General features: G+C 48.1%; 14 protein-coding genes. 3 read left to right on the top strand and 11 right to left on the bottom strand.

The window, feature by feature from the left end; translation table 11 throughout:
- Nucleotides 1-105: 105 nt before the first annotated feature.
- From ACY2RR_RS15800 to ACY2RR_RS15850, 11 genes are all read right to left on the bottom strand, one after another.
- Nucleotides 106-837, bottom strand: coding sequence for a hypothetical protein (locus ACY2RR_RS15800; RefSeq protein ID WP_490109134.1), 732 nt, complete (start codon nt 835-837; stop codon nt 106-108).
- Nucleotides 838-914: 77 nt separating this feature from the next.
- Entirely contained in the window at nt 915-1,658 is a 744-nt protein-coding gene (locus ACY2RR_RS15805; RefSeq protein WP_490109135.1) for a glycerophosphoryl diester phosphodiesterase, read from the bottom strand.
- 15 nt (nt 1,659-1,673) lie between these two features.
- Entirely contained in the window at nt 1,674-2,288 is a 615-nt protein-coding gene (locus tag ACY2RR_RS15810) for a YiiX/YebB-like N1pC/P60 family cysteine hydrolase (RefSeq protein WP_490109136.1), read from the bottom strand.
- A gap of 37 nt (nt 2,289-2,325) precedes the next feature.
- Complete coding sequence (locus ACY2RR_RS15815) at nt 2,326-2,886, bottom strand: hypothetical protein (RefSeq protein ID WP_490109137.1); 561 nt, start codon at nt 2,884-2,886, stop codon at nt 2,326-2,328.
- A gap of 73 nt (nt 2,887-2,959) precedes the next feature.
- Nucleotides 2,960-3,790 carry a shikimate dehydrogenase gene (gene aroE / locus ACY2RR_RS15820; protein ID WP_490109138.1) on the bottom strand — a complete coding sequence of 277 codons (831 nt, stop codon included), beginning with the start codon at nt 3,788-3,790 and terminating at the stop codon, nt 2,960-2,962.
- Nucleotides 3,791-3,818: 28 nt separating this feature from the next.
- The gene (gene hemF, locus ACY2RR_RS15825; protein WP_490109139.1) at nt 3,819-4,733 is read right to left on the bottom strand and encodes an oxygen-dependent coproporphyrinogen oxidase; all 915 of its coding nucleotides are present in this window, start codon (nt 4,731-4,733) and stop codon (nt 3,819-3,821) included.
- Between the two features lie 296 nt (nt 4,734-5,029).
- Nucleotides 5,030-6,175 carry an endonuclease/exonuclease/phosphatase family protein gene (locus ACY2RR_RS15830; RefSeq protein WP_490109140.1) on the bottom strand — a complete coding sequence of 382 codons (1,146 nt, stop codon included), beginning with the start codon at nt 6,173-6,175 and terminating at the stop codon, nt 5,030-5,032.
- 96 nt (nt 6,176-6,271) lie between these two features.
- The gene (gene tsaC, locus ACY2RR_RS15835) at nt 6,272-6,844 is read right to left on the bottom strand and encodes an L-threonylcarbamoyladenylate synthase type 1 TsaC (RefSeq protein WP_490109141.1); all 573 of its coding nucleotides are present in this window, start codon (nt 6,842-6,844) and stop codon (nt 6,272-6,274) included.
- Nucleotides 6,845-6,907: 63 nt separating this feature from the next.
- Complete coding sequence (dprA, locus tag ACY2RR_RS15840; protein WP_490109142.1) at nt 6,908-8,068, bottom strand: DNA-processing protein DprA; 1,161 nt, start codon at nt 8,066-8,068, stop codon at nt 6,908-6,910.
- A gap of 21 nt (nt 8,069-8,089) precedes the next feature.
- Nucleotides 8,090-9,115 carry a LysM peptidoglycan-binding domain-containing protein gene (locus ACY2RR_RS15845; RefSeq protein ID WP_490109143.1) on the bottom strand — a complete coding sequence of 342 codons (1,026 nt, stop codon included), beginning with the start codon at nt 9,113-9,115 and terminating at the stop codon, nt 8,090-8,092.
- A gap of 118 nt (nt 9,116-9,233) precedes the next feature.
- On the bottom strand, nt 9,234-11,183 hold the full coding sequence (locus tag ACY2RR_RS15850) for a hypothetical protein (protein ID WP_490109144.1): 1,950 nt from the start codon (nt 11,181-11,183) through the stop codon (nt 9,234-9,236).
- A gap of 433 nt (nt 11,184-11,616) precedes the next feature.
- On the opposite strand from ACY2RR_RS15850, the gene def reads away from it, so the two are divergent.
- The 3 genes from def (at nt 11,617) to rsmB (ending at nt 14,552) form a co-directional block, all read left to right on the top strand.
- A complete protein-coding gene (gene def, locus ACY2RR_RS15855) occupies nt 11,617-12,126 on the top strand; it encodes a peptide deformylase (protein WP_490109145.1) in 510 nt (169 codons plus the stop codon).
- 132 nt (nt 12,127-12,258) lie between these two features.
- Nucleotides 12,259-13,233 carry a methionyl-tRNA formyltransferase gene (fmt, locus tag ACY2RR_RS15860; RefSeq protein ID WP_490109146.1) on the top strand — a complete coding sequence of 325 codons (975 nt, stop codon included), beginning with the start codon at nt 12,259-12,261 and terminating at the stop codon, nt 13,231-13,233.
- Complete coding sequence (gene rsmB / locus ACY2RR_RS15865) at nt 13,233-14,552, top strand: 16S rRNA (cytosine(967)-C(5))-methyltransferase RsmB (RefSeq protein ID WP_490109147.1); 1,320 nt, start codon at nt 13,233-13,235, stop codon at nt 14,550-14,552. Before fmt ends, rsmB begins: the two co-directional genes overlap by 1 nt.
- The last annotated feature ends 5 nt before the right edge of the window (nt 14,553-14,557 follow it).

The following is a 14,557-nucleotide window of genomic DNA, read 5'->3' on the forward strand; positions in this document are numbered from 1 at the left end:
AGACGGTCCTCGCAGTCATTACTCCCCCCTATTTATCGTGCAGACAAAATAGACGGCGTTTAAGTTATTTTCACGAGGTGGGAGTGAGGGGCTCTGAAAGGAAGGTTAGTTATTACCTGTCAGTAACATATTGGCCTGAGCCTTATTTACAACTTCAAACCAGAGTTGGGCATCTGTTGTTCTGGCAAAAGTAAGATAATCTTCCAGCAGGTCATCCGGAATATCCTGATAGGTCCAAGCAAAGCGTGCTAGAGATACCCTTTGTAGCTCCTGATAAATAGCCGGGCGCTGCTTGGTTAAACGCTCGCGTATCAACTCAGTATCAAGCTTTTGTTCTTCTGGCATATTCTGGGAAACAAGTTCCGCCATTGATAACGCGCTCTGCACAATGAAGTCAGCACCTTGATCAACAGCATGGGTTTCCTTCATTAGCGAGAATAATAGCTGAGTTCTTTTTAGGGATAGCTTTTGTTCCTGAACCCAGACATTTAAAGGAGCCTTAGGTGCGCTTTCTGCTGAAAGAAGTCTCTCCTGGCCGGACAGTTCTTTACCTCCTGCAGAGTACCATTCCAAAAGAACCCGGGCTTCAGTGTCGGAAAGATTATTACGCAAAGCTCTGACTGTACGACGCTTGTAACGCTTCTCAGAGGTAAGAAGATTGAAACGACGCTGAAGTTTGTTAAAGGTGTCTTCCGGGAGGGCTTTCTTATAATTCTCCAGCATTGCACTCATGGAACCGTGCCAACCTGCATAATTTTTCTGCAGGTTGGCTGAGCTATAAAGTTCTTCTGCCAATTGTTTTTCAGCGGCAAAGCCATGATTGCTGAACAGACTCACAGCGGAGATAACCAGTATGAAAAGACAACTTTTTATCCCCCGAAAATGCACGCTCCCTCCTGACTTTTTTCTTCTTTTTATAGCAATGCGACTTTTATTGTTTCCGGATCATCAGTGAACACACCAGAAACTCCCCAGCTCATGAGTTCTACCGCTCTCTTGCCAGAGTTTACTGTATAACAATAAAGTTCATAGCCCGCATTAACCACTTCTGTTGCCTGGGACTTCGTCAGCAGTTTTTGGTTACTGTGAACTGTAATCGCATTCACTTCCTTTGCCTGCTCCAACCAGTTATCAGGAAGCTCTTCAAACAAGTGGCCAACAGGAATCTCTGGTTTTTGTTCTTTACAGATAACCAGAACATCATGGTCAAAGCTGGAAATAATCAGCTTTCCGCCTTCTACAAGAGGGTGCTCCTGCAGTTGATCCAAAACTCTGGTTGTCAGCTCTTCCGGAGAATGCTTGTGCATCTTTATTTCAAGGTTCAGCCCCATATCCAGGCTATGAATCAAATCCAAAACTTCGCGAAGGGTTGGGATTTTTTCACCTTTGAATTGATCACCATATGAAGAGGCGAACAAAACTCCTGCATCCACCTTTCTCACCTCAGGCAAGGTCAGAGACAACAGTTCTCCTTTCCCATCCGTACAGCGGTTCAACGTCCTGTCGTGATGAATAACAAGCTCACCGTCGCCTAATAGAATTACATCCATTTCCACCCACTGCACACCTTTGTCATGTGCAGCGCGAATGCCAGCAAGGGTATTTTCCGGTGCAATTTTAGCGGCACCACGGTGCCCAATAATTGCGCTCATTTTCATGAGGTTATCCTTCACTCATTTTTGCTGAAAATTTCCGTAACACCCTACAACGGCAAGGTGCGGAGATCTTGAAATTAAAGCGGGATGGGAACCAGGCAAGCCTTGGGGCACGTCCATTCCGCGACTTTGATAATACTCTTTCCAGAACGGCATTATCTGACCTGTTACAGGGTCCCGGAACTCTAATGGTGTTTCAGGAAACACATGCTCCCCGTTATTACCATGAAACCAGGCATCCTGAACCAGAGAGCTGCAATACCAATGTTCTGTCGAGGGCATATAGGTTTCGTTGTAAGGCTTATCGATATAATGCTCAACTCTCGAGAGAGCTGCCCGAACCTGTTTTGTGCCCATATTTCTTACCCGGCAAACCAGAACTCTGGGAGAGCCTTCCTCATCGGGGTGGGCTTTTTCCAGAAAGTCATCCAGGGAAACATGTCTGACTCGGGGAGGAACCGCTTCCACCAGCTCACCCTCTGCAGTGCAAAGTGCCACATGATTGATGATGAAATTATGAATCCCCGAAAAAATACGGGAAACGGCAGCCATACGTGGCTCATCACGGGTATGGAGAAACAGAATATCTCCGGGAAGAGGAGGGCAGGGGCCGGGAAGTTTGGGATATGGCATTTTGGCCCCTGTCATCATTCTTGTCTGAATGGGATGTTTACATCAGAACAAGTCGGGTATCTGTTCGGGACAGAGCTTTCATTGGCTTGCCGGAAGCACCAATACCCCGCAAGGTACGGAACCCTTCATCAATCACCGCCATAAGCTTGTCCAGCGTTTCCGCTTCAGCATAGAAGACGCCATCGTGACAGCCAAGCACGTTAAAGGCGGTGATAATTTCAGGGTGGTGATCAATAAGCTTTTCGGTCAGATGACGGCTGCTGACTTTCTGGTCGGTAAAGATCCATGCACCAGTGCCATTCGGGCGGGAAAACTTCTCACCAGTCAGCTCTTCACCATACTGATCCATCACCAACAGGGTTTCTGTTTTCTCAATGGGATTGAACTTGTCTTCCAGAAGACTGGGAACCTGTGTGCTCATCAGGTCTTTCAGCTCTGCCATGCTGGCAACAGAGCCAAAACAGATAAGATCTGTGGGACCAAGAGGACAATGTGCAACCTTAATGGCATCAAGGTTGAGTAACGCTTCACGAATCTTGTGGACATCGTTATCGCCAGCATCAACCAGAATAATAAAACTGAGATGTGCTCCAGCCATGTTCAACTCCCCCAACAATTTAAAGGTTCTCCGGCCATAATATCACCTGTTAGGGCCGGGTATATGATATGTATCAGCCCAATTCATTCCTGAGCTTTTCGATAACCTTTGCCGTATCCGGCCTTTTATTGCGCCAGATTGAAAAAGATTCCGCAGCCTGTTCAACCAGCATACCCAAACCATCAATAACAGTTTGAGCACCGCGTTCTCTAGCCCAACGGTTAAATACGGTTTCTTCTGCACCGTACATCATGTCGTACACAGTCGTATGTTCGCTAATCGCTGTTTGCGGCAGAGGAGGGCATTCCCCCTGAAGGCTTGCAGATGTTCCATTAATAATGAGGTCAAATGGACCTTCAGCTTCAGAGAACCCGCATGCGGAAACATTCCCCAGTTCACCGAACAGCTTCACCAGTTCTTCCGCACGGCTGACTGTACGGTTGGCGACAACAATGGCGGCAGGGTTTTGTTCCAAAATAGGTTCCAGCACACCTCTTACAGCACCACCAGCTCCCAGTACCAGAACTCGCTTACCCTCAATAGTAATATTATGGTTTACGGTGATATCCCTGACTAAGCCAACACCATCGGTTGTATCACCCCAGAGTATGCCGGTTTCATCTTTCCAGAGTGTGTTCACAGCTCCCGCACGGCGAGCTCTGTCAGTCATTCTTTCAGCTGTGTTCCAGGCATCCTGCTTGAAAGGAACAGTGATGTTCAGCCCTAAACCCTTGTCGTTATAAAACTGCTCAACAGCTTCAGAAAACTCTTCGGTTGGAACCAGCAAGGCTTCGTAACGAAGTTTCTCGCCAGTCTGCTCGGCAAACATTGCATGTATTGCCGGTGATTTGCTGTGACCGATAGGGTTTCCCATCACCGCATACTGATCTGCAGCTACATTCATTCTTATACTTCTCCTACATCCTTTACGACTAAACCCATTCCCGGGGTTTCAGGTAGTTTTCATACAGGTCGGCTTCCGGGGTGTTTGGTTCCGGCTGCCAGTTATAATCCCAGTCTACTTCCGGCGGCATCGACATAAGAATGGACTCAGTTCTCCCACCAGACTGCAGCCCAAAAATCGTGCCCCTATCATAGACAAGGTTGAACTCCACATACCGCCCACGGCGATACTTCTGGAATTTTTTCTCTCGCTCTCCCCACGAGATACCTTTACGCTTTTCAATAATGGGCAGGTAAGCTTCCAGATAGCTGTCGCCCACGCTGCGCATAAAGGCAAAGGTGTCTTCAAAAGACCATTCATTCAAATCATCGAAGAACAGGCCACCAACCCCACGGGGTTCCTGCCGGTGCTTGAGATAGAAATATTCATCACACCATTTTTTGAAACGTGGATATACATCTTCACCAAACGGTTCACAGGCATTACTGCACACCTGATGCCAGTGACGGCAATCTTCTTCAAAAGCGTAATAGGGAGTTAAATCGTAACCACCACCAAACCACCAGACCGGAGCTTCGCCTTCTTTTTCAGCAACGAATAATCTGACATTGGCGTGGGATGTTGGCACATAGGGATTCTTTGGATGAATCACCAGAGAAACACCCATGGCCCGAAAACTTCGACCGGCCAACTCTGGTCTGCGTGCTGACGCAGTGGCAGGAAGGGAAACACCAGAGACTGAGGAGAAATTCACTCCACCTTTTTCGATAACAGAACCACCTTCAAGAACCCGGGCACGACCACCACCGCCACCCGAGTGCTCTGTTATATCTGTTCGAAACTCAGAACCATCAATCCGGCTTAATGCCTCACATATCTGATCCTGTAAGTTTTTCAGATATTGCTCAACACTGCTGGTATCTAAACTGCTGGTTCCAGTCATGCAGGAATCTCTTTTATTTTAGTAAAAAGGGTATGTTCACAATTAAACATGCGACTCAGTGGCTCTGAATGCCGTCAGGCGTTAGAAAGGCTTGCGATAATCGTAGTTATTCTACATTGAGCAAGCCTGACGCCACGAATGACGGCATTCAGAGCCACCCGAAGGGCATTTCCAAAAGTTTCTATGGCTACGTTGCAGCTCCTCGAAAGGCAACCAGCATTCCGGCGGAGCTGCGCCTTGCCCTAAAAACTTTTGGGAATGCTGAGTGCGATGTTTAATTGTGAACATACCCTAAATCAATATCTTACCACTGTTGCCTTTTGTTCGGGAGTTGCTCGGGTAAGGCTTCTGCTTTCTTCTGTGTGAGTAGCAAAGTCCACAACCACTGGCATGTGGTCAGACAGCGCTCTTTCAACAACAGGTTTCTGCACAACATAACCATTAGTAGAACGAACTTTGGGGGAGTGGAAAACATAGTCCAGAGTTTCATCCAAACCTTCATCTTCAAACAGAATCTGGGTGAACCATTTCTTGCGCTCCACTCCCGTCGCATCCTCTACCGAGGGAATTACCGGGAACTTACTGGTCAGCATTTCCAGCGGGCTTTGGGGTGAATACCATACCTGACTTCTTTTACTGAGAAGCTCGTATTGCCCGGGAGGAAGAACATTAAAATCTCCCCCAATAACCCATTGAACACCTTCTGCTTCAAGCTCATCCAAACGCTTCCTAACCTGCGCAGTTTGCTTCTCACTCACTCCGGTATGCTGGGCAAAGGAAGCATCCATATGGATATTCAATATGTGCAGATCCTTTCCATCAGAGGTGAGAACAGGTGTTTCCAGAATGGCTCGCTGATAAAGCATTGGCCTGATAAAAGATTTGGGAACCCTGGCCAAATTGTGGCGCTGGGGAGCTTCGATCCGGTAGCGACTAAGAGTGACCAGATTTTGCTCTGCAGGTATTTTTCGCTCAGTTAAAAGCTGATTATCACGAAGGCGGGTGTAGGCCGTTGCGCTGTAACAAGGGTAAAGATCTTTTAAATCGTCCAGAAGCCACTGGATTTGATCCATCCCGATTCTCGTGTCTCTGTCTACCTCCTGAAGAATAACGAAGTCTGGGTTTTCTTTTCGGATAACATCACTCACCAATCCCGAAACCTTTTTCTGCTGGCCAACATTCAATTCTGGCACTGCATCCGGACCATCCCAGAAGTTATAAATCCCTCCAGTCATGAACTGAACATTCCAGGTCATAACCCGGTAAGGTCGCCCAGAGGGCAAGACTTCAGCAGAGACTGGACAATGAAACCGAATCGATTCGTTTAAAAAGGCTTCAGGCTGATTATTGTCTTTTACATCATTAGAAAAGGCAGCTGTTGCAAACAGGCAAAGGGGTACGTTGATCCATACCTTACGGGCAAGGAAAAATAGCGCTTTCATCGGATACATGAACCCAGCAGGAACGAAAAAAGCGCAACATTCAGCGAAGAGCTCTCCCCCAAAAGCTACGCCCCGGGTCGCAAGTATAGAGAAGATTTAGCTACGCAGGACTTGGCCTGTTTCAAGGTCACAAATTCGCGAAGGAGAGGTAGAGTTTCCGGTGTGTCCTTCCACCACCAGATCTACCTCACCTTCGAACAATGACACAACTTCAGACTGTTCCCTGAGGGCATCTTCACCCGCCCTGTTCGCCGAAGTTGAAACCAGAGGCTTACCCCAATCATTGCAGAGTTGCTGAACGAGGGGGTGGGCACTGATACGAACAGCCACCGAACGGTGCTGACCTCTCACCCATTCCGGCACCCATTGATTAATATCTGGAATCAGCCAGGTCACAGGACCGGGCCAGCTTTCATCAAGCAGTTTCTTCTTTTCTTCAGAAAGCCCTTTCAGTAATGGAGCAATCTGCTCCTGACTGGCGGCCACCAGAATCAGGCCTTTCTCGACTGGGCGACGCTTAATAGTAAGAATTTTCTCAACCGCTTTCTGGTTCCAGGGGTCACATCCCAGCCCCCATACGGCTTCTGTAGGATAAGCAACAACACCACCATCATTGATAACAGCAGCTGCAGTTTTGGTGTTTTCAGTAAGAGTGTTTTTCACAGTCATCAGGTGTTGAAGTTACGTTTGTTATTAAGCTTTAGAGCGCCGCTTATAAGCGGCTTTGGCATTCTACAGAGTTCTATTATTAATCGCTCGGGAAAACCCACCAGAAACAGATGTTATAAAACCTTCCAGCTCAAGGTGAAGCAGAGTTTCAGAAAGCTTCTGCCCATCCATGCCGGAGCGAACCAGAAGTTCGTCGTGGTGGTGGCTTGTATCAAAACCAATAAGGTTCAGAACTATTTGCTGATCAGAACAATCTGGCTCGGCATGGTTGGAGAAATCCTTCTGATGTCTTGTTTCCATTGAGATAACACCATCCAGCTCCTGCAAAATCTGCGTAGTGTTTTCTACCAGACATGCGCCATCCCGAATAAGGGCATGGCATCCACGAGCGCCCGGATTATTCACCGAACCTGGCATAGCAAAAACTTCTCGCCCCTGTTCAAGAGCACAGCGTGCCGTTACCAGAGAGCCGCTGGCAACTGCAGCTTCAACCACCAGCACACCAACACTTAAGCCGCTGATAATGCGGTTTCGTCTTGGAAAGTGGCCGGATTTCGGTTGGGTGCCGAGAGCAAACTCCGATATCAAAGCACCATTCCCTGTAATAGTTTCAGCAAGGGATTTATGCCGCTGGGGGTAAATATGATCAACCCCGCCAGCCAAAACAGCGATGGTTTGGCTTCCGCCCTGCAAAGCGCCCTGATGAGCGGCGCCATCTATACCTAAAGCCAGCCCACTGGTAATAGTTACACCATGTTCACTCAGTTCACAGGAAACCTGTCGAGCAACATCAAGTGCCGCGTAAGAAGGCTTTCGGCTGCCAACCATTGCAAGCTGGCGGGAGCTGAGAGCGTGAATATCTCCATCAACAAAAAGCAAGGGAGGTGGGTCATGAATCGTTTTCAGCAGGGCAGGGTAGTGGTGGCTGCACTGAGACAAAACATAGTGACTGTCACTTTCTTCCAGCCACCGTTTATCTCGCTCAAGAGCCGATTTTATAAATGTGTTGTTTTCAGCACCCAATACCGCTTTTACGAGAGATACAGGCAATAGCTCTCTGAGTTGTTTTCCATCAGCACCAAGCACCTTTTCAGGAGAACCAAACCCTTCAAGTAACTGTTGATAACGAACAGGGCCAAGGCCGGGAATATGAAAAAGCAGCAGCCAGGGTTCCAGCTGCTGCCATTGAGATAGATATGTAGAGGAAAGTGTGTCGCCATTCATGGCGACACAGTCTAGACAGTCTTAGGGAGCCCGCAAAAGATCGCCAGTGTGGAGCGGCTGAGAGGCTTGCATAACAATGGCAAAGCTCATCTTTTCGTAGGCACGGAATACCATAATGTGACCAACCCGCTCGGCTGGAAGGGCAACAATCTCACCGGTCATTTTGTCCTTAACATTGTTCTGACGGTAAATCGCCATAACACTGCCATCTTTCAGGCCTTCCCGGGAACCAAGGTTAATCAGTACATTGTTGTAAAGACCGATCTGGTTAACCCCGCCAACCACATCAAGAATGGTTCCTTCAACGTCTCTGTTTTCTGGAGCAGAAGGGTAGAAAGAAGTTGCCAGACGACGCTCCTCAGAAACCAGCAGTTTATCCCCTACGCGCAGTTCTTCACTTGAGCGGGTGACTTGCATTGTTGCAATATCATTGGTGATTTTCTCAACATCCAGAGAACCAACACTTTGAACCATTGTGCCCAAGAACTCACCGGTTTTGGGGTCGGTATAATTCTTTTCGCCACGATAAACACCATAAACACTGGCAGTTTGATCAAACTCACCACGCACATAAACCGTGTCGCCAGCACCACTGATCACCTGCTCCTGACCATTGGCCAGAATGTAGGGTGCTGTTTTCATAACCTCAGGGCTCTCAACCACCCGGCTTACATCAAGAAAGCTGCTGATAACATCCAGAGGAATAGCAGGAATAGCGTTTGCGAGAGGTGTAGAACGAACCTTTGGCCCCAGCTTCAGGGTTCTACCTGTCAGGCCACGGTTAACGGTCAGCCGAGGTTTACCTTCGATGTAAATCAGGGTGACTACATCGCCGGGATAAATAAGATGGGGGTTATTAATTTGAGGGTTGAGGCTCCAGACCTCAGGCCACTGCCATGGGTTTTCAAGAAAACGTCCTGAAATATCCCAAAGAGTATCCCCTTTCACAACAGTGTATGAGTCTGGCCGATCATCACGAAAGGGTGCTGCGGCCCATACCTGTGCGACCAGACTCCACAGGAAAGCTGTCAGCAGAGCTTTCTTCATATTTGTATCCTTGGTTCTATTTTTCTTTTGTATTAAACCAATACTAACAGCTGTCTTGTCAGAAAGACCAATCGCGCGCTATTTCCTTTCCGTTATGCGGTTCAGCGCACGGAATAAACTAATCGTCTGTGCCGTCCATGAAGCTACGCTGGTAAGCGGTAGTATCTGTCTCTTCTTCCATATCAGAGTCATTTCCACCACCCATTGAATAATCCTGAGAGGGGCTGGTGGAATGGTCGCTACCAGGGTGCGGACTGCGGAATCGAAGACTAAACCCGGAGGTTCCAGGGCTGGAACCAGTGGAAACTCTACTAGGAGATGGAGATGGAGATAGAGATAGAACTGGACTTCTTACAGAGTGTTCTTGCTCTGTAAATTCTCTGCGGTTTTCTTCCTGCTGCTGTTCGCTTGTTTTTTTACGCTTCGGCCTTGGTCCCATAAAAGAGTTATAGAGCGAGATACCTGCGACATTATTTAAGGCAAATAACCCAGAACTATACACCGCAGGCATAGATGTTAAATATCCGGCAGCTCCCTTACAGAGTGCCACCACACCGGAGACCCAGCCAGCGCCTACAATAGCAGCGCCCCCCATAACCGCTAAAACCAGAGCCAAACAAGCAAAATACCTTGCTGTTGAGCTTGTGCGTAGCTTGTCAACAAAAGCTGCAAACGTTAATCCAGCCCCTGTTGCTGCATAAATAGTCTGCCAGTAAGGATGAGAGGCCGGCAAAACCATCAGAGCAGTACTAATAGATGTTGCTGCCTGTATGGTGTTGGCGTGTTTATCCAGGAGCTTTGCCGCCGGACTATCTTTTAAACTTTCCCCTAGTTTGTAGCTTCCAATTTTTCTGCAAGTTCCTGCCAGGACCTTAGCACCTCCCATAAAGGCCAGTGCTGGCCCTCCGTAACAGAAGACGGATAATCCTGCGAGGAGCTCAACTAACTGTTCACCACTTTGCGCAGCCGGATCTTCTGGATATACACCTCCGCTGGTACCGCCAAAAATTGCTCCCGAAAAAGCATGTGCTGGGTTACTACTAAGAGCTGCAGCCGTCAGAATACCTTTGGCTGTACCCCACATAACCCTCTGAGGCATAGTGGGAGGAGCCGTCGATACTTCCTCATCTTCGTCTTCAAAAACAAAACTTCTTAAAGGTTCACGCTTAAGTTGTTTTTCTCTGAGCTGGTTTCTTTTCTTACCAAGCTTGGTTACTACCTTTTTTGCATCCTCAACAGGCATCCTGCCTTTGCATTCCACGGTGTCATTTTTTCCTGGTGGAGAAGGCCAGTGCACTAAACGAACGGTTGTATTGTCACAAGCGTCGGTAGTGAACATCGCTGCATGGGTGAACCTGTTTCCTGACTTCATCAGCTTGTCGAAAAGCTCCTGCTCTGCATCCTCAACAGACAGCTTGTCTTCATCATGCTGGAAGAACAAAATTTTACAGTCTGATGGTGGTTCAGCCCCTGGTTTCTTTTGTTGTTGCTGCTGGTTGTAAGCAAGCTTTAATTTTGACGCAAGGAACAAATCACCTCTGTTTTTTGCGATGTTTATTTCAGCTTCTGGGTTTTCTCTCCCAGCCCGGGTGGGATCCTGTAATTCAATGCCGCACTCAAGAAGTGTCTCAATCAGATGAAGGTTCCACATTTTATGGAGAGCATTATGCATAATACTCTTGCCTTCACCGTCTGTTGTTCTGTGATAAAGGTTCAGAAGCCTGTCTGCTTCGTCTTCAAATCTTTCTTCTGCCAGTGCATCCTGCAACTCATCAAGAACAGCTTGCTGATCTTCTGTTAACTTGCAGTTCTCAAGATATTCCTTGATATTCTCTTCAAGCCGCTCTCTTTGCTCGGTTGTTCCTGAGAAGTTCTGGCACACAGCATTCCAGAACACAGCTTCTTTTTGTGGGTCCCCGTCCTCCCCACCCAGCTTCTCGTAAAGCTCCTTGGCTCTCTTTGGCGAAACAGGTTCTTGGCTACTGAATAGAGAAGACAATACTTTTTCACAAGGCATAGAGCTGTCTAGAACCTGATCAGTCATGGTCTCCAGCCTTCCCTTACTCATATGGCTCACTATTCCCTTTGGCAGATGTGACATCTTTGTACAGACTCTTGCTGCCAAATCTGCCAGGTTCACATGCGGACCGAGGTGGCACAAAAGAAGCCTGCCTGCGCTCGTATCTGCCTTACATCTCACCCCGGAGCATCTTGGTATAACTTCTGGTTGAAGAGGGTCTTCCTCTCGAACGCTAAGTGCGCGCTTTCCCAAACTGAAAGGTCTTATTGAGCAGGCCATATCTGATTCCTTATTAATGCCTCGAGTTAAAGGGCTTACTCAGATATGAGCCTTAACAACACTGTTATATCCGCAACCGATGTTTCTGTTAGCGATTCTGTTAGTGATACTGCCTGTTTGCTGAGAAATTACTAATGCCTGCCCGAAGTAGTTTTCGTACAATAAGAACAAGTGGATATAAAAAGCAGAGCTGACATAACTTATGGCAAAACTCGAAATTCTTGAGTTTCCTGATCCTCGCCTCCGTAAGCCGGGCGAAAAAGTCGAGGTTGTTGACGAAGAGATCAAGCAACTGATCGACGACATGTTCGAAACCATGTACGCCGCCGATGGCTGTGGCCTGGCTGCTACACAGGTTGATGTACAAAAGCGCATCTTTATCATGGATTTCTCTGAAGACAGAGAAGAAGCCTGGACCTTCATTAATCCAGAAATCATTCCTCTGACGGAAGAACCTTCAGAATTTGCTGAAGGCTGTCTGTCCGTTCCCGGATTCTTTGAGAACCTGGATCGCCCAAACCGGGTGAAAGTGAAAGCCTTGGACCGTGATGGCAAAGAGTTCGAACATGAGTTTGAAGGCCTGCCTGCGGTTTGTGTTCAGCATGAGAATGATCATCTGGACGGAAAGCTGTTTGTAGATGCTCTCACCAAGCTCAAGCGTGACCGAATCCGTAAGAAGCTTGAAAAGGCCCAGCGTCTCGCAGCCAAATAATCAGCTCTGATTTCAGGCGGAGTCCCATCTTTTTCCTTCCGGCACTCCGCCTGTTTCTCCTTCTGTTTTCCCTTTTGCTTCGCCAGAGGCGATAATTCCCCTTTTATATTTGTTTCCTGACGCCGGAGCACCATGAGCAAAGCACTACGTATTGTCTTTGCCGGCACCCCTGAGTTTGCCGCCATACATCTTCAGTCCGTTCTCGACAGCGAGCACGAGGTTATTGCTGTTTATACACAGCCTGATCGTCCTGCTGGCCGTGGCCGTAAACTCACCCCCAGCCCGGTGAAAGAGCTGGCTCTCAAGCATGACCTTCCTGTTTATCAGCCAAAGAGCCTTCGTAACGAAGAGGCCCAGCAGGAATTGGCTGCTCTGAATGCAGACCTGATGATTGTTGTGGCTTATGGCCTGATTCTGCCAAAAGTTGTGCTGGAAACTCCGAAGCATGGCTGTATTAATGTTCATGGCTCTATTCTGCCTCGCTGGCGTGGTGCGGCACCGATTCAGCGTGCCGTAGCTTCCGGAGACAAAGAATCCGGCGTCACCATTATGCAGATGGATGAAGGTCTGGATACCGGCGATATGCTGTTAAAGGTGACCTGCCCAATCAACCAAACCGATACCAGCCAGAATCTTTATGATCGCCTTGCTGAACTGGGCGGCCCGGCACTGATCGAAACTCTTTCCATGATCAGCACAGGCAGTCTCCAACCAGAAAAGCAAAATAATGAGCTTGCCACTTACGCTCATAAAATGAGTAAGGAAGAAGGGCAGGTTGACTGGAGCCGTTCTGCAGCCGAACTGGATTGCCAGATTCGTGGCTTTAATCCTTGGCCGGTTGCATGGATGCTTCAGGATGCTGAACAACAGGACAAGCGCACCCGTATTTGGGAAGCCTCTCCTTTAGATGAAAACGCCGGTGTCGCTCCGGGCACTATTATTCGTGCAGACAGAAACGGTATCGACGTTGCCTGTGGCGAAGGTGTTTTACGCTTGAAGAAACTGCAACTGCCCGGCAGTAAAGCGATGAATGTTCTGGATCTGCTTAACAGCCGCAAAGAGATGTTTGCTCCTGGTACCGTGTTTACCAAGGTAGAGCTTTCCTGATGGGTGAGAGAAGAGCAGCGAAAAAGCCAGTACGCCTGCTTGCGGCAAAAGTTATTGCCAAGGTTATTAATGGTGAATCTCTGGCAACAGCACTTCCTGTTGCGGAAGCCGATGTTGAGAGTCGTGATCAGCCGCTGTTGCGGCAGCTTTGCTATACGACGCTGCGCCACTGGTTCTCCCTCAATACCATTCTCGACCAGCTGCTGAGCAAACCATTAAAGAACAAAGATACTGATGTGAAAGCCGTGATACTTCTCGGCCTTTGCCAGTTATTTCACACCCGTATTCCTACACACGCGGCTATTGGCGAGTCTGTTACAGCGGTAAAAGGCTTGAAGAAAAACTGGGCCAACGGACTTGTGAATGCTGTTCTTCGTAATGCGCAAAGAGAAGAAGAAACGCTACGCAAATCTGTTTCCAAACCTGCAGCTCTTAGCGAAATGCCAGACTGGCTTTATGGCAAGCTTGCCAAGCGCTGGCCCGAACATTTGGATTCCATTATTGCCGGAACCAATAGTCAGGCTCCAATGACACTCCGTGTGAACAGCGCCAAAATATCCCGTGCTGAATATATGAAGAAGCTCAAGGCTGCGGATATAAACGCCAACAGTTGTCAGTTTTCTTCTCACGGTATTCAGCTTGAAGAACCAACATCCGTCGAAAACCTTCCGGGGTTTGCTGATGGTCTGGTCAGTGTTCAGGATGAAGCTGCGCAACTCTCTGCTGCTATGCTGGAATGCCAGCCCGGTGAACGTGTTCTTGATGCCTGCGCTGCTCCCGGTGGTAAAACCTGTCATCTTCTGGAAAGCACTGAAAATCTGGATATGACTGCGCTGGATCTTGAAGCCAAACGTCTGGAGCGGGTTGAAGAAAACCTTGAACGTTTAGAACTTCAAGCCGGAGTTATTCAGGGCGATGCCAGCAAGCCTGAAGAATGGTGGGACGAACAACAATACGATCGCATTCTTCTGGATGCGCCATGTTCCGCAACAGGTGTTATACGTCGGCATCCAGATATTAAATTACTGCGCAGACCAGAAGACATCACTCAACTGGCAGAGCTTCAGGGCAAGATTCTTGATGCCATGTGGTCACTTTTAAAGCCCGGTGGAACTATGGTTTACGCAACCTGTTCTATTCTGCCGGAAGAAAACAGCCGCCAGATTGACAGCTTTCTTGCCCGAACAGCAAATGCGGTGCAGGATACCCCAATAAGCGTGTGTGGTATTGATACCGGATTTGGCTTGCAGTTACTGCCAGAGGCAGGCGGCCATGATGGTTTCTTTTACTGTCGTCTACGAAAAGAAAAGATCAACTGAGCTTT

The sequence above is a fragment of the Parendozoicomonas sp. 2304DJ65-17 genome (assembly GCF_058148445.1).